The sequence below is a fragment of the Roseivivax sp. THAF197b genome (assembly GCF_009363255.1).
Lineage (GTDB): Bacteria > Pseudomonadota > Alphaproteobacteria > Rhodobacterales > Rhodobacteraceae > Roseivivax.
Genome location: NZ_CP045318.1, coordinates 2,191,461 through 2,209,622 on the forward strand (window position 1 = coordinate 2,191,461; position 18,162 = coordinate 2,209,622).

General features: G+C 64.3%; 14 protein-coding genes and 1 pseudogene. 11 read left to right on the plus strand and 4 right to left on the minus strand.

Translation table 11 applies throughout. The annotated features are described in order from the left end of the window. Positions 1-6: 6 nt before the first annotated feature. On the minus strand, positions 7-846 hold the full coding sequence (ntrB, locus tag FIV09_RS10780; protein WP_152449946.1) for a nitrate ABC transporter permease: 840 nt from the start codon (positions 844-846) through the stop codon (positions 7-9). 3 nt (positions 847-849) lie between these two features. Then, on the minus strand, positions 850-2,238 hold the full coding sequence (locus tag FIV09_RS10785) for a CmpA/NrtA family ABC transporter substrate-binding protein (protein WP_152449947.1): 1,389 nt from the start codon (positions 2,236-2,238) through the stop codon (positions 850-852). A gap of 201 nt (positions 2,239-2,439) precedes the next feature. On the opposite strand from FIV09_RS10785, the gene FIV09_RS10790 reads away from it, so the two are divergent. Then, the gene (locus FIV09_RS10790) at positions 2,440-4,296 is read left to right on the plus strand and encodes a sigma 54-interacting transcriptional regulator (protein ID WP_152449948.1); all 1,857 of its coding nucleotides are present in this window, start codon (positions 2,440-2,442) and stop codon (positions 4,294-4,296) included. 130 nt (positions 4,297-4,426) lie between these two features. On the opposite strand, the gene FIV09_RS10795 is transcribed toward FIV09_RS10790, so the two are convergent. Next, the gene (locus FIV09_RS10795; RefSeq protein ID WP_152449949.1) at positions 4,427-7,405 is read right to left on the minus strand and encodes a Hint domain-containing protein; all 2,979 of its coding nucleotides are present in this window, start codon (positions 7,403-7,405) and stop codon (positions 4,427-4,429) included. 760 nt (positions 7,406-8,165) lie between these two features. Here FIV09_RS10795 and FIV09_RS20750 point away from each other — a divergent pair. The 9 genes and pseudogenes from FIV09_RS20750 to FIV09_RS10835 form a co-directional block, all read left to right on the plus strand. Then, positions 8,166-8,300, plus strand: a pseudogene (locus tag FIV09_RS20750) (LysR family transcriptional regulator); the annotation flags it as partial. Between the two features lie 102 nt (positions 8,301-8,402). Beyond that, positions 8,403-9,062 (plus strand): substrate-binding domain-containing protein, encoded by a 660-nt coding sequence (locus FIV09_RS10800; RefSeq protein ID WP_371417776.1) that lies wholly within the window; start codon positions 8,403-8,405, stop codon positions 9,060-9,062. A 77-nt stretch (positions 9,063-9,139) separates the two neighbouring features. After that, entirely contained in the window at positions 9,140-9,961 is an 822-nt protein-coding gene (locus tag FIV09_RS10805; protein ID WP_152449951.1) for a putative hydro-lyase, read from the plus strand. A gap of 62 nt (positions 9,962-10,023) precedes the next feature. Next, positions 10,024-11,061 (plus strand): TRAP transporter substrate-binding protein, encoded by a 1,038-nt coding sequence (locus FIV09_RS10810; RefSeq protein WP_152449952.1) that lies wholly within the window; start codon positions 10,024-10,026, stop codon positions 11,059-11,061. A gap of 32 nt (positions 11,062-11,093) precedes the next feature. Continuing rightward, entirely contained in the window at positions 11,094-11,642 is a 549-nt protein-coding gene (locus FIV09_RS10815; protein WP_152449953.1) for a TRAP transporter small permease subunit, read from the plus strand. After that, a complete protein-coding gene (locus tag FIV09_RS10820; protein ID WP_152449954.1) occupies positions 11,639-12,922 on the plus strand; it encodes a TRAP transporter large permease in 1,284 nt (427 codons plus the stop codon). The genes FIV09_RS10815 and FIV09_RS10820 overlap by 4 nt, the downstream gene beginning before the upstream one ends. Beyond that, positions 12,919-13,665 carry an allophanate hydrolase subunit 1 gene (locus FIV09_RS10825; RefSeq protein WP_152449955.1) on the plus strand — a complete coding sequence of 249 codons (747 nt, stop codon included), beginning with the start codon at positions 12,919-12,921 and terminating at the stop codon, positions 13,663-13,665. The genes FIV09_RS10820 and FIV09_RS10825 overlap by 4 nt, the downstream gene beginning before the upstream one ends. Further along, complete coding sequence (locus FIV09_RS10830) at positions 13,662-14,678, plus strand: biotin-dependent carboxyltransferase family protein (protein ID WP_152449956.1); 1,017 nt, start codon at positions 13,662-13,664, stop codon at positions 14,676-14,678. The genes FIV09_RS10825 and FIV09_RS10830 overlap by 4 nt, the downstream gene beginning before the upstream one ends. Positions 14,679-14,916: 238 nt before the next feature. Continuing rightward, positions 14,917-16,293 (plus strand): NAD-dependent succinate-semialdehyde dehydrogenase, encoded by a 1,377-nt coding sequence (locus FIV09_RS10835; protein ID WP_152449957.1) that lies wholly within the window; start codon positions 14,917-14,919, stop codon positions 16,291-16,293. Positions 16,294-16,395: 102 nt separating this feature from the next. On the opposite strand, the gene FIV09_RS10840 is transcribed toward FIV09_RS10835, so the two are convergent. Further along, a complete protein-coding gene (locus tag FIV09_RS10840) occupies positions 16,396-16,683 on the minus strand; it encodes an SH3 domain-containing protein (RefSeq protein WP_152449958.1) in 288 nt (95 codons plus the stop codon). 310 nt (positions 16,684-16,993) lie between these two features. On the opposite strand from FIV09_RS10840, the gene FIV09_RS10845 reads away from it, so the two are divergent. Next, the gene (locus FIV09_RS10845) at positions 16,994-18,115 is read left to right on the plus strand and encodes a GAF domain-containing sensor histidine kinase (protein WP_254702209.1); all 1,122 of its coding nucleotides are present in this window, start codon (positions 16,994-16,996) and stop codon (positions 18,113-18,115) included. The last annotated feature ends 47 nt before the right edge of the window (positions 18,116-18,162 follow it).

Sequence of the window (18,162 nt, forward strand, 5' to 3'; positions counted from 1 at the left end):
CGCTCCTTACTCGGCATAGGCCACGGCGCGCTGCAGGACGGCAAAGGCCGAGTCCAGAAGCATGCCGACGACGCCGATCATGAGAATTGAGAAGATGACGGAGGTGAGATCGAGGTTGTTCCACTCGTTCCACACGTAGTAGCCGATCCCGGTACCGCCGACGAGCATCTCGGCCGCGACGATCACGAGCCAAGCGATCCCGATGGAGATCCGCATGCCGGTGATGATCGTGGGGGCAGCGGCGGGCAGGATGACCGTGAAGGCTGTCTTCAGGCTGCCCAGCTCATGCGTGCGGGCCACGTTCACCCAGTCCTGCCGAACGCCCGCCACCCCGAAGGCGGTATTGATGAGCATCGGCCATATGGAACAGATGAAGATCACGAAGATCGCCGAGGCCTCGCTGTCCTGGATGATGAACAGCGCAAGCGGCATCCATGCCAGCGGCGAGATCGGGCGCAGCACCTGGATATACGGGTTGAGCGCCTTGTAGGCGATGGGCGACATGCCAATGAGGAAGCCCAATGGGATCGCCACGAGCGCGGCCAGAAGGTAGCCCGTCAGGACCCGGTAGATCGAGTAGCCGATCTGGATGCCGATGCCCTTGTCGTTGGGGCCCGCATCGTAGAACGGATCCGACAGCTGCTCCCACGCCTTGGCGATCACGTCGGACGGGGGCGGCACCCCTGCCCGCTCCTCGCCGAGGCCCATGAGCCGTTCGTATTCGGTCAGTTCGGTCGCTGCCGTCTGCGCCGGTATGGCGGCCTCCCAGATCAGGAGGCCGACCACCAGCATGACGATGGACAGAAGCGCTGCGCGCTGGTTGAGGGTAAGCGTCACGCTGGGCATGGCTTAGCCTTTCCCGATCGGGAAGCTCGACACATAGGCCTCGGGCTCCGCCGGATCGAAGGTCTTGCCCATGATCGTGTGCGACTTGTAGGTGACGTCAGGCGCCTCGTAGCCGAGATCCTCCATCACCTTCTTCGCATCGGCGGCGAGATAGACCTGCTCGGCCACGGCCTTGTAGTCGATATCGCCCTCGATATAGCCCCAGCGCTTCATCTGCGTGAGGATCCAGACGCCCATGGAATGCCACGGGAACGGGTCGAAATCGATCCGGTCGGGCACGCGCTGCACCTCGCCCAGACCGTCCGCATAGGTGCCGGTCAGGACCTGCTCGATCACCGGGACCGGCTGGTTGAGGTAGTTGGTGGGCGCGATGGCCGCCGAGATTTCCTTCCGGTTGTCGGGGTTCGAGGCGTATTGCGTCGCATCGATGATGGACTTCAGCAGCGCGCCGTAGGTGTTGGGCAGTTCTTCGGCGAAAGACAGGGGGGCGGCGAAGGCGCAGCAGGGATGGCCTTCCCAGATCTCCTTCGTGAGAACGTGAATGAAGCCGATGCCTTCCCAGACCGCGCGCTGGTTGAACGGGTCCGGCGAGAGATAGCCGTCGAGGTTGCCCGCGCGCAGGTTCGCGACCATCTCCGGCGGCGGCACCACGCGGATCTGGATGTCGACATCCGGGTCGAGGCCGAACTCGGCGACGTAGTAGCGCAGAAGGAAGTTATGCATCGAATATTCGAACGGCACGCCGAAGGTGAAGCCCTTCCACTGCGCCGGATCACGCTTGTCGAGATGCTCGTTCGACAGAACGATCGCCTGACCGTTGATGTTCTCCACGGCGGGCATGATGTAGGGTTCAGCCACGGAGCCTGCGCCCAGCGTCATGGCAAGTGGCATGGGCGTCAGCATGTGCGAGGCGTCGTATTCGCCGGACAGCGACTTGTCGCGGGCCACGGCCCAGCCTGCGGTCTTGATGACCTGGGCGTTGAGGCCGTACCGCTCGTAGAAGCCCAGGGGCTGCGCCATGATGATCGGTGTGGCGCAGGTGATCGGCACGAAGCCGATATTGAGGTCGGTCTTTTCCGGGGGCCCGAGATTGTCGAGGATCGCGGCCTTGGCCTGATCCATCGGGAAGACGGAGGCGAGTGCGGCGGCAACGGTCGACCCGCCCAGCATGCCCATGAAGGACCGTCGGCCGATATCGCTGTGACCGAAGACGGAGCGGACAATCGCGCTTTCGACGGCGCGCTCCATCATCTCTTCGGAGTTCATCTGCGCCGGTTCGACGTGGTCCTTGTCATGGCCGTGACCGGACAGACACCCGTCGCAGCCGCAATCCGCGCCGTGCCGCAGGTCGGTCTTTCCGGAGAATGGATTTCCCAAGCTCTTGATCGTCATGATGCACCCCTTTGTTGGTCTGGAGCCATCATGCGGATCATGGACACGGACGGAAATTCACCTGCCCAACATTTCAGCACATAATAAAATATCGCAAAAACATTGCCTTAACTAGACATGCGCCCATGAATGCATCACGATATTTCGTAAATTGCGAATTATCGTAATGACCTCGCCGGGTCATGCGGTAGGCTCATCCGCATGCGCGATGCTGCCTTCGATCCCGATTCCCTGATTGCCGCCCTGCCCGAGGCGGCCCTGATCCTCGACACCCGCGCGGACCGTATCGAGGCGATGAACGGCGCGGCCTCAGCCCTCCTCAAATGTGGCGATATCGACCGGCCGCGCTTTGCGCCGCATCTCGGGCCTGCCCTGTCGGACTTCATCGTCTTTCTCGAAGAGGTGGCCTATCGCGGCACCGGCTGGACCCGCGACGTGCGGCTCTGGACCCGCGACGGCACGGAGATCCGCTGCGAATTGCGGGCACGGTTCTTGGGGAACGCCCCCGATCTCGTGCTGCTTCTGCTGATCGACCTCGATCTTCTGGAAATGCGCGCCCGCATCGCCGAGACCACGGGCCTGCACCGCGCGGGCCTTGATGAATGGAAGCGCGCCGAAAGCTTCTTTGCCGAGCTTGAGCGGCAAAACCAGCTGATCCTGAATGCTGCGGGTGAAGGCATCTACGGCGTCAATGCCGAGGGCAAGACCACATTCGTGAACCGCGCGGCGCAGGAAATGCTGGGATGGACCACGGAGGATCTGCTGGGCCGGGACATCCACTCGATGATCCACCATCACCACATGGACGGGGATGCCTACCCGGCCCATGATTGCCCGATCTATCGCTCGTTCCGCTTCGAACAGGTCAACCGGATCGAGGATGAGGTGTTCTGGCGCAAGGATGGCAAGCCGATCCGCGTCGAATATGTCTCGACCCCGATCTACGATCAGCGCGTTCTCGCGGGCGCGGTGGTAATCTTCCGCGACATCACGGAACGCAAGGAAGGCGAGCGCAAGCTGCGCGAGGCGCTGGACGAAGTGGCCGCGCTGCGCGACCGGCTGGAGCAGGAAAACGCCTATCTGCAGGAAGCCATCACCACCGAGCGGGCGCATCACGACATCATCGGCACCTCGCCCGCGATCCGGCAGGTGCTGAGCCGGATCGACCTCGTGGCGCAGACAGAGGCCACGGTGATGATCTCGGGCGAGACGGGCACGGGCAAGGCGCTGGTCGCCACGGCGATCCACAAGGCCAGCCCGCGGTCACGCCGTCCACTCATTCATTTCAAATGCGGCTCCGTCGCCCCCGAGGCCGTAGAGGCGGAACTCTTCGGCCAGATCAGAGGCGCGACACCGGGGGCCGTCCGGGACAAGCCGGGCAAGCTGGAGCTTGCCCATGGCGGAACGTTGTTTCTGGACGATGTGCAGGAACTGCCTGTCGAACATCAGGGCAAGCTTCTGCATTCGCTACAGTCGAAGACGGTCACGCGGATGGGCGACGTGCGCGCCAAGCCCGTGGATATCCGCGTCATCGCCGCGACCACCCTGCCGCCCGAAAAGGCCGTGTCGAGCGGACGACTGCGCGAAGACCTGCTGCTGCATCTCAACGTCTTTCCCGTCACCTGCGCGCCCTTGCGCGACCGGATCGAGGATATCCCGCTCCTGGCGACGCATATCCTCGACATCGCCTCGCGCCGGCTGAACCGCCCCGCGCCGGTCATCACCGAAGGCACGATGGCGCAGATGATGCGCTACGACTGGCCGGGCAACGTGAAGGAGCTGCGCAATGTGATCGACCGCGCGGCCATCGTCTCGAAGGGGCCGAAACTGGTGCTGGAACTTGGCGGGACTGCGGAAGACAGCGGTGCCAGCCACGCGACCATCCGCACCGAGGCCGAGATGCAGCGCATCCTGCGCGAAAACGTCGTGGCCTGCCTGCGGGAAACCGGGGGGCGGGTGTCGGGGGCGAATGGGGCGGCGGCCCTTCTTGGGGTGCGTCCCACCACGCTTTATTCCCGCATCAAGTCGATGGAGATCACCGAGAACGATTGGCAGTAGCGCGTCCCAGCGGGCCCTCAAAACGGCACAGCCCGGAATAAATGCGGGGCGAAGCGCCCCACACGCTCCGCCCCGTATCCTGCCCGAAGCCTCCGATCGCACGGCGCTTCGGGCCGCTGCAATCGGTGGATTATTTTGTCAGCAGACGCGCCTCGTGCTTCTTCAGCGAGCGGCGTGCCGCGGCATAGCCCTTGAGGCCCTCGGTCTCGGCAAGCTCCGGGAAGAGTTCCAGGATCTCGTTGCGCTGTGCATTGCCGATTCCCTTGAGGCTGTAATCGCCGGGCTGGAAGCTTTCGGTCCAGGCCCCGTTGGCGAGCACGACCTCGTGGCGGTCGAACATGAAGTGGATGTAGCTGACGCCCAGCGCGCGGACCTCGTCCACCCCTTCAAGCCCGGTGAGGTGCTTGGCCGCGGCCAGAACCTCCCGCTCCTCGAAGTAGAGCGCGGTCTTGTCGTTGTTGACCAGCATCCGGTGGTTGGGGCTGACCAGCATGTCATGCTCGGGCAGGTTGTTGCCAAGCGAGCCTGCGCGGATCAGGACCGGCTTCATGTGGGGCTTGCGCGCCAGCTCGAAGCCGCTCAGATCCTTGCGGCCGACCCAGCGGATCTCCTGCAGACCGTTGTCGCGAGTGATGATCTTGTCACCCTCGCGCAGGTCCTCGACAAGACGCTCGCCCTGCGGCGTGGCCACCTTGGTCCCCGGCGTGAAGCAGGGCACGATTTCCTCGATATTGAAGAAATCCATGGAGCCGGTGACTTCGCCCGCCGCGTTCAGGTACTCGATCGTGCCGTCGATGCCGTTCGATTCACGCGGGCCGTCATCGTCCGGACGCTCGTTCACGAGGCGCCAGTCGACATCCTTCTGGCCCACACCGGACAGGTCCAGCGTGTCGAAATCATCGCCTGCATTGCCGCCCTGAACGGTGTCGCCGAGGAACTCGCCGGGGTTTGCCAGGTCTTCAATCGACGCCTCGGCTGCCGCGGAGACGACGATCGTGTCGCGATCCGCACCACCGTCGATGAAGTCGAGCCCGCCATCGCCGTTCAGCGTGTCGTTGCCGTCGCCGCCAAGCAGCGTGTCGTTGTCATCGCCGCCACCGAGAAGGTCATCGTCGATACCGCCGTCGAGCTGGTCCTCACCGGAGCCACCTTCGAGCGTATCGTCGTCATCGCCGCCGATGAGCGTGTCGTTGCCCAGGAAGCCCTGCAGCAGGTCGCGGTCATTCTCGGGCTGCGGGTCGGTATCGTCCGGGATCTCAAGCGAGGGCGGTGCCGAGCCGTCGATCAGATCGTCGTCCTGACCGCCATCGAGCGTGTCGGAGCCGTGACCGCCCAGCAGGATGTCATTGCCCTGCCCGCCCATCACGAGATCGTCGTCGATGCCGCCTGCAAGGGTGTCGTTGCCCTGCCCGCCATCCAGCGTATCGCGGTCATCTCCCGTGGAGATGAAATCGTTGCCCTGGTTGCCCTCGACATAGTCGCGGCCGTCTTCCGGGTTCGGATCGCTGTCGAAGGTGGTGCCGCCGATGGTGATCGGCAGGGTCGGATCGTCATTCTCGTAATCGGAGAAGGTGTCGACGCCCGCGATGATCGTGTCATCCCCCTGGCCGCCCCGGATCGTGTCGGAGCCCTGGATATCCTCGATCAGGTCATTGCCGCCGCCGCCGCCGACCACGTCGTCGTCGATGCCCGGACGGATCGTGTCGTCGCCGCCATTGCCGGAAATCGTGTCGGCATCGTCGCCGGTCTCGATCAGTTCGCCCGCGCCGGTGCCCTCGACCACGTCGAGATCGTCATTCGGGTCGGGGTCCTGGTCGTTGCCGTTGAGCGGATCGAGCGGTTGATCCGCAGGCGCCACGGGGAAGACATCCGTATCGATGCGTCCGCCCGCGGGCTCCGGCTCGGTCACGGTGACCACGAGTTCACCGGTATCGGTGCCGCCATTGCCGTCATCGATCGTGTAGGTGACGGTATCGTCCCCGACAAAATCCGCGTTGGGCGTGTAGACAACATCGCCATCGCCATTGATCGTCGCGGTGCCGTTCGTGCCGTCGGTCACACCTGTCACCGTCAGCGGATCGCCGTCGGGATCGGAGTCGTTGTCAGCCACGTCCACGACGATGGGCGTCTCGTTGTCGGTCTCGGCGGTGTCGTCCACGGCGACCGGCGGAAGGTTCGGACCATCCGCAACGGTGATGACGAGGTTTGCGGTCGCGGTGCCGCCATTGCCGTCGTCGATCGTGTAGGTGACGGTGTCTTCACCCGTGAAACCGGCATTGGGTGTGTAGACAACTTCGCCCGCCGCATTGACCGTCGCGGTGCCATTGGCGCCATCCGTGACGGCCGTCACGGTCAGCGGATCGCCGTCCGGATCGCTGTCATTGCCCAGGACCGCGAAGGCAACAGCCTCGCCTGCCTCGGTATTCGTGGCGTCATCCACGGCCACGGGCGGCTGGTTGCCGTCGCCGCCATCGGTCGTGGAGAAGTTGATGTTGGAGACGAGAACGGTCTGCTGCGCGGAGCCGCCATTGTCCTGGATGAGGGACATCGACTGGATTGGCCCCTCGATCTCGATCAGGAGCGAACCGTTGGGATCGTCGAAATTGGTCAGCACCTGACCGATGGCCGTGCTGCCCGAGACGATTGCCTCGCCCGAAGAGGTGATGGTGATCGTGGCCGGGTCGCCATTGGCGTCGACCGCCTCGATGGTGATCTGGTCCTCGAAGCCCGGGCCGGGGCCCGCGGCGAGGTCCTGGGGACCGGCATCGACGTCGTTCAGACGGAAGCTCACATTGGTGACGCTGTCGCCGTAAAGCGGGTCGGTCGACCGGAAGTCGAACGTGACAGTCGAGGTCAGCTCCGGCGACGGGCTGCCCGTATCATTGCCCTCGGCGTAAAGCTTGAGGTGCGAGTTGGCATCGAAATCCTCGCCCGGAGCGACATAGCCCGGAATGTCGACGATATACGTGGTCGAGTTATCCGAGATGGAATCGTAGGTCACATCGACCGCGACGCCGCCCGTCTCGACAGTTACGGCACCATCCTGTCCGGGGCCGTCGCTGACCCTGTTCAACCCCGATGCTACCCAGTCCAGTGTAAGATCTGGCATCTTTTACCCTTCCACGATCCGGGGACTTCAGTCCCTCTTAGCGGCGGCGGCCCCGAAGGCTCGCCAAACACAATCCAGCACGGCATCCATGGTCAGAGATCGGGGCGTCTTGCGGCGCGATCGTCAGCGCGCAAGGACTCAGGCGGCCTCCCGGCATATGCCGGGCCACATGTTCCGATACATCCGTCAGGATGGTCGTTTTGGTGGCCGCCCCCGTGGCCAGCAGATGTCACCCCCCAGTGGGCTTGCACACAGAGATACGTGAACGCCGGGGCGGGACAAAGGGAAAATTGTTGGAAAAGTGTCCGAAATCGGCACGATCGCCTTTTTCCGGCCCCGGTTCGGACCGCTCCTGACCCGACCGACCCGCGCGATTGTTTCCGATTTTCGGGCGAAATCAGCCAAAACCGCAGAAAATCGGCCATTTCCCCGCGAAACCGTGCGTCATTGTTTCGAAAATCGCGCCAAACGAGCCGCAAAAGAGTGACGTAACGGAGCGCTGCCTCATTCGCGCCCTAGTCTATTCAGGGTTGTTCCGCGTTGAGAACCAATCGCGCGTGCTTTGCAGAATTATCGCGCAGCTCTGGGAGTAATGACCCGACCAGACCCCGAATCGTTGGAGGCACCGACGCCATATTTCGCCATAATCGGCGAAGGGCGACGCTCGGGCTCTGCCCCATTTTCGCCACAATCGGGATGCCCGCGCCCAGTCCATACAGACGCCCCTGTTCTCGGCGGATGCGGATGGCATGCTGACCCCATGAGCAGAATCAATCTCGAACAGGTCAAAACCTTCCTTGGCGTCGTGCGACTGGGCGGCGTGCGCAAGGCGGCCATCGGTCTGAACCTGACGCAGCCTGCGGTGACCGCGCGCATCAAGGCGCTGGAAGAGACCCTCTCGGCGCAGCTTTTTGACCGCAGCGGCGGCGGCATGCGGCTGACAAAGCGCGGCGAGCTGCTGGTCTCCTATGCCGAAAAGTTCGAACAGATTTCCGAAATGGTGGAGCGCGACGTGATCGATCCCGGCGGTGTCGACAAGCGTCTGCGTCTCGGCGTCTCGGAGACCATCGCGCAATGCTGGCTGCCCGATCTCATCGCAGCGCTTCACGCGCATTATCCCAACCTGGAAATCGAGTTCGGCGTCGACATCTCCAATGATCTGCGGGAGGCGCTGCTGGCGCAGGAACTGGACATGGCGATCCTGCTCGGTCCGATCTCGGAATATTCCATCGACAACGTAGCGCTGCCGGGCTTCGATCTGGCCTGGTATGTCTCCGCCAAGGCCCCGGCGGAGGAGGATCCCACGCATTATCTCAGGCGCCCCATCCTGACCTATGCACGCAACACCCGGCCTTTCCGCGAATTGCGCGACCTTCTGTTCGAGCGGGTCGGGCCCGATGTGGCGATCTTTCCCTCGTCGTCGCTCTCGGCCTGCTTCCGTCTGGTGGAGGCCGATCTGGGCGTCGCCGCCCTGCCCAGCGCGCTTGGCCAGACCTATGTCGATGCGGGCACGATCCGCAGGTTCGATCCGGGCTGGACGCCGCAACCCCTGCGCTTCACCGCCTCCTATCGGGGCACACCGAAAAGCCATGTGGTCGAGACCGCGGCGCGCATGGCGCTGGAGGTCGCGCAGCTTTACGCCGATCAAAATTCCTGATCACTACCGACAACTTTATTCGATTTGCTTTTATTGCAGCTTCCCGCCACGCTCATCCTGACCATGGGGGGCTTCACATGACTGCAACCTATCAAGAGCTGCGCCGCAGCGACCTGCCGAACCTCCGCCGCGAAATCCGCGCCGGACATTACGCCAAGCACACGGCGGGACTCGGGCCCGGATATCTGCAGACCAATCTCGCCATCATGCCCGAGGCCTTCGCGCTCGACTTCATGCGCTTCTGCCAGCGCAATCCGAAGCCATGCCCGCTCGTGGGCGTGTCCGATACCGGCAACCCGATGATGATGACGCTGGGCGCCGATATCGACATCCGCACCGACGTGCCCGCCTACAATATCTACGAGAACGGCAAGCTTACGGGCAGCCGCGACGACATTACCGATATCTGGACGGATGATCTTGTGGCCTTCGCGCTGGGCTGCTCCTTCACCTTCGAGCGCGCGCTCGAAGAGGCGGGTATCCCGCAATGGCATATCGACCACGACACGACCGTGCCGATGTTCCGCTCCAACCTCGAGACAGTGCCTGCGGGGCCGTTTTCAGGCAAGACGGTCGTGTCGCTGCGCTTCATCGCGCCCGAACGGCTGGACGAGGTGATCGCCATCTCTCGACGCTTTCCGCTTGCCCATGGTGCGCCGGTGCATTGGGGCGATCCGGCAAAAATCGGCATCACCGACCTGTCGGCGCCGGAATGGGGCGATCCGTGCGAGATCGAGCCGGGCAAGATCCCCGTCTTCTGGGCCTGTGGCGTCACACCGCAAGTGGCCATCGAGCGCGCGGGCATCCCGCTTTGCATCACGCACAAGCCCGGTCACATGCTGATCACCGATATCGCCGAGGACGCCGAAGTCCCGGTGCGCAATCCCAAGGCCGCCTGAGCGGCCAGCGGGCAAGAGAAATAACACCAACAAGACCAACATCATCCAACAAGGAGACTGACATGAAACGCACTCTGACCTTCCTCGCCGCCACGACGGCGCTTGCCTCCCCGGCTCTGGCCGAAGAGCTGTCGGTCGTGGGCTCCTGGTCTGGCCTGCCGCTGCACAAGGAATACGAGGCGCCCTTCTGGACCGAGACCGTGCCCGCCGCCTCCGATGGCGAGATCAACGTGGCGCTGACCACGCATGACCAGATGAACCTCGGCGTGGGAGATGTGTACCGCCTTCTGGGCGACGGGGTCTACGACGTGGCGATGACCGTGGCCGATTACGCCGTGGCTGACGCGCCCGAACTGGAAGGACTGGACGTGCCGCTCGTGGCACTCACGGCGGATGAGGCGAAGGCCATGGTCGATGCGGCCCGCCCCATGGTCGAGGACATCTACAACGACCGCTTCAACGCGCATGTTCTGGCCATCGCGCCCTACCCGCCGCAGGTCGTCTTCTGCAACGCGGAGATCGCGGGGCTGTCGGATCTCGAAGGCAAGAAGGTCCGCGCATCGGGCCGGATGACCGCGAAATTCCTTGAGGCTCTCGGCGCCGAGGGCGTGAACGTGTCGTTCTCGGAAGTGCCGGGCGCTTTGCAGAAAGGCGTTGTCGATTGCGCCGTGACGGGGGCCGGTTCGGGCTATTCCGCAGGCTGGTGGGAAGTGTCCACGCATCTTCTGCCCATCCCGCTCGGCGGTTGGGACAGCGTCGTGACGGCGGTGAACCTTGATAAGTGGAACAGCCTCTCGGACGAGCACAAGGCGCTTCTGACCGAGCAGGCGGCGTCCGAGTTCGAAGCCCCCGCCTGGGCCGTGGCGCAGGATGCGCTGGTCAACGACATCGCCTGCCTCACCGGCAATGGCGAGTGCCCCGCGGGCGATGCGCGCAACATGATGCTCGTCGAGGCCTCCGAGGCTGATTTCGAACGCGCGCGTGAGGTGCTTGTCGCCGAAGTGCTGCCCGAATGGGCCGAGCGCGCGGGCGGCGACTGGGCCACACGCTGGAATGACAGCGTCGGCGCGGCCGTCGGTGTGACTGTTCCGGTCAACTGAACCCTGACGTCCTGAAAGCGAGGCCCCATCCCATGGCGGAGACACTTCTGCATCGGCTGCGCGCCGCGAACGGCATATTGGCGATCCTGATCGGGATTCTGCTCTTTGCCTGCGTGGCCTTCGTGCTGGCCGATATCGTGCTGCGCCGGATGGGGTCCACGCTGGGCGGGACCGACGAGGTCTCGGGCTACGTAATGGCCATCGCGACGGCCTGGGGCATGGCCTACACGCTCACAGAGCTCGGCCATGTCCGCATCGACCTGCTGCGCTCCCGGGTTCAGGCCCGGGGGCGTGCCCTCTTCGATCTCTTTTCCATGCTGGTCCTGTCGGCCACGATCAGCCTGATCGCGATCAAGGCCTGGCCGGTGCTGGAGCGCTCGCTCGCCAACGGATCGCGGGCCAATACCAATCTCGAAACGCCGCTCGCGCTTGTGCAATTCCCGTGGTTCCTGGGCTGGGTGTGGTTTGCGCTCGCCTCCTGGATCACCCTCATCGCCGCGGCCTCGCTCGTCCTCAAGGGCGATTACGCCGCCTCCGACGCGGCCATCGGTACTTTCGGCGAAGCGGATCAACTGAAATGATTACCTATATCTCCGCAGGCCTTCTGGGCCTTCTGTGCCTGTCGATCCCCGTCGGCATCGTGCTGTTCCTTCTGGGCTTCGGCATCGACCAGTTCTTCTCGCCCTTCCCGCTCATCCGGGGCTTGGGCAACCTCGTCTGGTCGACCTCGAACAACGCCACCCTGATCGCCATTCCGTTCTTCGTGCTGCTGGGCGAGATCCTCGTGCGTTCGGGTCTTGCCACCCGCACCTATGCTGCGCTCGACCGCTGGGTGAGCTGGATGCCGGGCGGGCTTGTCCATGCCAATATCGCCACGGCGACCATGTTTTCGGCCACCTCCGGCTCGTCGGTGGCCACCGCCGCGACCGTGGCCACCGTGGCCATGCCGCAGGCCGAAAAGCTGGGCTACGATCCGAAGCTCTTCTCGGGCGCCATTGCCGCCGGCGGCACGCTCGGCATCATGATCCCGCCGTCCATCAACCTCATCGTCTACGGCTTCCTGACGCAGACCTCGATCCCGCGCCTCTTCCTTGCAGGCCTCGTCCCGGGCATCGCGCTGGCACTGGCCTTTGTCGTCATCACCATGATCCTGTGCATGATCCGTCCGGGCCTCGGCGGCGAACGCCGGTTTTTCCCCTTTGCGCAGATGCTGAAGGCGCTCTTGGAACTCATCCCGATCATCCTGCTCTTCACGGTCATCATCGGCACGATCTACAAGGGCTGGGCCACCCCCACCGAGGCCGCCGCCGTGGGCGTCGCAGGTGCCATCGTCATCGCCGCGGCCTTCGGGGGCGTGTCTTTGCAGATGTTCAAGGACTCGATCCTCGGCACGGTGAAGATCACCTCGATGATCATGCTCGTCGTGATCGGTGCCTCCTTCCTGAACTTCACGCTGGCCTCGGCCGGGATCGGACGCGAATTGCAGGACTTCCTCGCGGGGCTCGGCCTCACGCCGCTGATGACGATCTTCGTGATCGTGCTGATCTACATCGTTCTGGGCTTCTTCATCGAGACGCTATCGCTGATGGTCGTGACGATCCCGATCATCGTGCCGCTGGTGGTCGAGATGGGCTTCGATCCGATCTGGTTCGGTATCCTGATGATCGTGCTGATCGAGATGGCGCTGATCACGCCGCCTGTGGGTCTGAACCTCTACGTGGTGCAGGGCGCGCGACGATCGGGGCCGATGTCGGACGTGATGCTGGGCACGATACCCTACATCATCGCGATGCTGGCCATGGCGATGGCGCTGATTGCCTTCCCGTCGATTGCCCTGTGGCTGCCGGATGCACTGCAATGAGTGAAGCAGGTGCGAACGATTGGCCGAAGATCCGCACCGTCGGCGTCGACGGCCTGCTCGTGAGCTTCGGCGACAGGCTGAGCGAGGCGGCGAACCGCGCGGCGCTGGCCTTCCGTGGCGCGCTCGACCGTAATGGCCCCGAGGGGATCGAGGAGACCTCGACCTCCCTCGTCTCCACCTATCTGCGCTATGACCCTATCGCGGGCGATCCGGAGGCGATCCGCGCAGGCGTGGCCGAGCTTCTGGGCGACAAGGATTGGTATGCCGAGGCCCTGCCCGAAGGCCGTCGCTTCTGGCGCATCCCGACGCTCTACGGCACGGATCTGGCGCCGCAGCTCGAAGAAGCGGCCGAGGCGGCCGGCATGACGGCCAAGGAGGCGGTGCGCTCCATCTCGGAGGCCCGCGTGCGCGTGCAGACCATCGGCTTCGCCCCGGGTCAGCCCTATCTCGGCGCCCTGCCCGAGGCCTGGAACATTCCCCGCCAGAGCCAGCTGACCGATCAGGTGCCCGTTGGCGCGCTCGTCGTCGCCGTGCGCCAGCTTGTGCTGTTTTCCGTCTCAACCCCCACGGGTTGGCGGCATATCGGCCAGACGGCGGTGAAGCTCTTCCGTCCTGACAGCGACACGCCCTTCGTGCTGCGTCCCGGCGACGAGGTGCAATTCGACCCGGTGGACCGCGCCACGTTCGAGAACCTGCAGCAAAGCGGCCCCGATGGCGGCGCCACGTCGGAGGCCGTCGCATGAGCCGCGCATTGATCGTTCACCAGGCGGGCCCCGGCCTCACGGTTCAGGATATGGGTCGGCACGGCTACCTTGCTTTCGGCCTGTCGCGCGGAGGGGCTGCGGACCGGCTCGCCCTTGAGGAAGGGGCCGCCCTTCTGGCCCAACCCGTCCTGCCCGCGCTGGAAATGGCAGGCATGGGCGGCGAGTTCGAGGCGGGCGAGGATATCCGCATCGCGCTGACCGGCGCGCCCATGCGCGCCAGCATCGATGGCGCGCGGGTGGCGTGGAACGCGAGCCACCTTCTGCCCCGTGGCGCGCGGCTATCCATCGGTGCGGTGGAGCGCGGAAGCTACGGCTATCTGAGCGTCGGCGGCGGGCTCGCCTGCGAGGAGCGTCTCGGCGCGCAATCGGCACATCTGGCCGCGGGGCTCGGCGCGCGGATCGTCGCGGGCGACCGGCTGCCCGTTGGGCCCGACAAGGGCGACCGGGTGGGCATGACGCTCGATGTGGGCGGACGGCTCGATGGCGGGGCCGTGCGCATCGTCGAAAGCCTGCAAACCGACTTCTTCGCCCCCGAAGAGCGCGCGCGCTTCGAGGCCACCCGGTTTACCCGCGATTCGCGCGGCAACCGCATGGGTGTGCGGATGGTGCCGGATGGCGCCGGTTTCGAAAGCGAGGCGGGCCTTTCCGTCCTGTCCGAGATCATCGTGCCGGGCGATATCCAGGTCACGGGCGACGGCACGCCCTTCGTGCTCCTGGCCGAAAGCCAGACCACCGGCGGCTATCCCCGGATCGGATCGGTCCTGCCCACGGACCTGCCCCGCGTGGCGCAGGCGCCCGCCGGTGCAACGATCACCTTCAGCTTCGTGGACCTCGCCACCGCGCACGAGATCGAGCGGCGCGAGGCCACCCGCCGGAAGGGTCTGCGCGGGGCGGCCCGTCCTCTCGTACGCGCACCACAGGACATCCCGGATCTGCTGTCCTATCAGCTGATCAGCGGCGTGACGGCGGGCGACGACCTCGAAGAGGCCTGAGCCGCTCCACGGCCCCTGCTCTTTTCGGGACAGCGCCCGAAGATCCAATAGAACGCTGATATAGCGGCTTTTTCGCAAGACGGGCGTGCGACTTCCTGCATCGCCCACGCCGCCCGGTAGTGTGCAATCCCCGCAAAACAAGCGGCCCCCGATCACAAGATGAATTGGCCCTGCGGTGAAACCAAACCTGACGGCGCGTGTTGATCCCGCAACAATTCACACGAACACGGAGGCAGCCATGGGCAGCCCGATCAAGACCGTCAATCCCGCCACCGAAGAAGAGATCGCAACCTACGATCTCATGTCCGACGACGAGGCCATGAAGGCCGTGGATGCCTGCCACGCAGCCTTCGACGAGTGGCGCCTCGTCGAGCCCGAAGACCGGGCTGCGACCATCAAGGCCATCGGTCAGGCCCTGCGCGACAACAAGGAAGAATTTGCCGCGCTCATGACCCGCGAAGTCGGCAAGCTGATCGGCGACAGCCGGGACGAGATCGACCTCTGCGCCGCGATCTGCGACTTCACCGCCGAGAACGGCCCGAGCGAGCTGTCGTCCGAAGAGCGTGACATCCCCGGCGGCACCGGCGTCGTGGCCTATGCGCCCATCGGTGTGGTCTACGGCATTCAGCCGTGGAACTTCCCGGCCTACCAGGTGGTGCGCTATGCCATCGCCAACCTCATGGCCGGCAACGGCGTTCTGCTGAAGCACGCCGCGAACTGCACCGGCAGCGGGCTCTACCTGCGCGATCTCTTCGAAAAGGCGGGCCTGCCCAAGAACCTCTTCACCGTGCTGCTGATCGACCACGATCAATCCGACGACGTGATCGCCCATGACAAGGTGCGCGGCGTGACCCTGACAGGCAGCGATGGCGCGGGCCGGATCGTGGCGGAACAGGCCGCGAAGAACCTCAAGAAGACCGTGCTGGAGCTGGGCTCGAACGATGCCTATCTCGTCCTTGATGATGCCGATCTCGACCTCGCAGTCGAAAGCTGCGTCGCCGGCCGTCTCTACAATAACGGCCAGACCTGCGTGGCCGCCAAGCGCTTCATCGTGACCGACGCCAATTACGATGCCTTCGTCGAGCGCTTCACCGAAAAGATGCGCGCGACCGAGCTGGGCGATCCGACGGATGAGGAAACCGCACTCGGCCCCATGTCCAAGACCGATCTGCGCGACGAGCTGGCCGATCAGGTCAAGAAGAGCGTCGAGAAAGGCGCACGCATCCTCTGCGGTGGCGAAGTGCCGGACCGCAAGGGGGCCTATTACCCGGCGACCGTTCTGGTCGATGTGGCACCGGGTCAGCCCGCCTATGACGACGAGCTCTTCGGCCCGGTCGCGGCCATCATCCGCGCCAAGGATGACATGGACGCAATGCGCATCGCCAATGATAGCCGTTACGGCCTTGGCGGCGGGATCTTTTCGAAGGACACCAAGCGCGCCCGCGAACTGGCCGCCAAGCACTTCGACACCGGCATGGTGTGTATCAACAAGTACAACCTCGCAATCCCGAACATGCCCTTCGGCGGCGTGAAGGATTCAGGCTATGGCCGCGAACATGGCGGCTTCGGCATGAAGGAATTCGTGAACGTCAAATCGCTCTACGTCGCAGCCTGACCCGCGACCCCTGCCCGCCCGATCCTTCGGGATTGGTCGGTCTGACCAACGAACGCCCCCGCCTTATCGGTGGGGGCGTTTTTTTGATCGCCTGAGCCCGTGTTACCGGGAGGTCAGGTAATCCGCAGCCACATACCCCGTGACGGACGGCGCATCTGCAAGTGAGACCTTGCACCAGAGCTGGAAGGCCTCGGTCACGCAATCGCGCTGGATAAGGTTGGTGCCGTCGGGCAGCCCGAGGATCACACGAAAGCCGAGCCCGGGCCCCGCCCGCAGCTTCAGCAAGTCATCGGGCCCCGTGCCCGTGACGGTCGTCCGGGTGCCGATCGGGCTGGCGCAGCCCGCGATAAGCGTGAGCGCAAGAAAGGCTGGAAGAAGGGCGTGGCGCATAAATCCTGTCGAATCCCGTTTGTTTGAGAAGGCCGGAGCCGAACCATACCTTGCGCCGCCCACGCCGCAACCATGCGCCGGGCTAAAGCGCCTGCGGGGCGCAGATTTCATCGCAGATCGCCCCCGTCCCGGCCGGGTTGAAAATTGTCATGTGACATATCAGCCGACACCCCGTACCCTTTGTTTCGCGTATTGAGATCGGCTGTTAGGGGCGCGCCACGTAACCCATGCCGCAAATTGAATTGGTGATGATCTGACGACGCTACACGACTTTCAGAACGATATCGACGCGATTGGCGCAATCGAGGCGGTGCCCACGATCCTCGAGACGGTCTGCCTTGCCACCGGAATGGGCTTTGCCGCAGTGGCGCGCGTGACCGATACACGCTGGGTCACCTGCCAGGTTGTCGACAATCTGCAATTCGGCCTCACGCCCGGTGACGAGCTCGATGTGGAAAGCACGCTCTGCCACGAAGTGCATCAGTCGATGCAGGAGATCGTGATCCCTGACGTGCAGGCGGATGCGCATTACTGCGACCATCACACGCCCGAACGCTATGGCTTTCGAAGCTACGTCTCCGTGCCGATCCGGCGGTCGGATGGCCGCTTTTTCGGCACGCTCTGCGCCATCGACCCGCATCCTCGGCCTTTGAAAGATAAGCGTGTCATCGAGATGTTCCGCCTGTTCGCCTCCACCATCGGCGCCAATCTCGAGACCCACGAGCGGCTTCATCTGGCGGAGCGGCGCCTGACCGAAGAGCTCGATCTGGGCAAGTTGCGCGAGGAATTCGTGGCCATCCTCGGACATGATCTGCGCAATCCCGTCGCCGCTCTCAGATCGGGGCTGAGGATGCTGAAGAAGCAGCCGCTCGACACCCACTCGATCGAGCTTGTCGAACATATGCGCGCCTCGGCGCATCGGATGTCGGGGCTGGTGGAGAACATCCTCGATCATGCGCGGGTGCGCCTTGGTGACGGGATCAGCGTGCGCAAGAAGCCCTGCGACGATCTTGGCCGCACGCTGGAGCATGTGATCGCCGAGGTTCAGGCCGTGTCACCGAACCATCGGGTTGTCGCCGATATCGACATCGCGGGCAGCGTCCTGTGCGACAAGGACAGGCTCGGGCAGCTCCTGTCCAATCTGGTGACCAACGCGGTGCTGCATGGGGATCCGGCGATACCGGTCACGATCACCGCGCAGGCGCGCGACGGTGCCTTGACGATCTCGGTCGCGAATGGCGGCGTGCCCATTCCCGAGGACATGCAGAAAAAGCTCTTCGAGCCGTTCTCGAGGGGCAGCGCCCATTCTGCCGGAAGCGGGCTTGGCCTTGGGTTGCACATCGCGTCGCAGATCGCGCGCGGCCACGGAGGCGCGCTGACGGTCGCATCCGATGACGCGCGCACCGTTTTCACCTTTCATATGGACGGCTGACGGGGGCACCCGCCCGTGATCGCGATACCGCGCGAGACGGCAAATCG

Bases quoted from the DNA above. Each gene is read 5' to 3' on its own strand.
- FIV09_RS10830 (WP_152449956.1), top strand. From the start codon at position 13,662: ATGAGCCGCGCATTGATCGTTCACCAGGCGGGCCCCGGCCTCACGGTT.
- FIV09_RS10840 (WP_152449958.1), bottom strand. From the start codon at position 16,683: ATGCGCCACGCCCTTCTTCCAGCCTTTCTTGCGCTCACGCTTATCGCG.
- FIV09_RS10820 (WP_152449954.1), top strand. From the start codon at position 11,639: ATGATTACCTATATCTCCGCAGGCCTTCTGGGCCTTCTGTGCCTGTCG.
- FIV09_RS10825 (WP_152449955.1), top strand. From the start codon at position 12,919: ATGAGTGAAGCAGGTGCGAACGATTGGCCGAAGATCCGCACCGTCGGC.
- FIV09_RS10835 (WP_152449957.1), top strand. From the start codon at position 14,917: ATGGGCAGCCCGATCAAGACCGTCAATCCCGCCACCGAAGAAGAGATC.
- FIV09_RS10785 (WP_152449947.1), bottom strand. From the start codon at position 2,238: ATGACGATCAAGAGCTTGGGAAATCCATTCTCCGGAAAGACCGACCTG.
- FIV09_RS10810 (WP_152449952.1), top strand. From the start codon at position 10,024: ATGAAACGCACTCTGACCTTCCTCGCCGCCACGACGGCGCTTGCCTCC.
- FIV09_RS10800 (WP_371417776.1), top strand. From the start codon at position 8,403: ATGGTGGAGCGCGACGTGATCGATCCCGGCGGTGTCGACAAGCGTCTG.
- FIV09_RS10805 (WP_152449951.1), top strand. From the start codon at position 9,140: ATGACTGCAACCTATCAAGAGCTGCGCCGCAGCGACCTGCCGAACCTC.
- ntrB (WP_152449946.1), bottom strand. From the start codon at position 846: ATGCCCAGCGTGACGCTTACCCTCAACCAGCGCGCAGCGCTTCTGTCC.
- FIV09_RS10815 (WP_152449953.1), top strand. From the start codon at position 11,094: ATGGCGGAGACACTTCTGCATCGGCTGCGCGCCGCGAACGGCATATTG.
- FIV09_RS10795 (WP_152449949.1), bottom strand. From the start codon at position 7,405: ATGCCAGATCTTACACTGGACTGGGTAGCATCGGGGTTGAACAGGGTC.
- FIV09_RS10790 (WP_152449948.1), top strand. From the start codon at position 2,440: ATGCGCGATGCTGCCTTCGATCCCGATTCCCTGATTGCCGCCCTGCCC.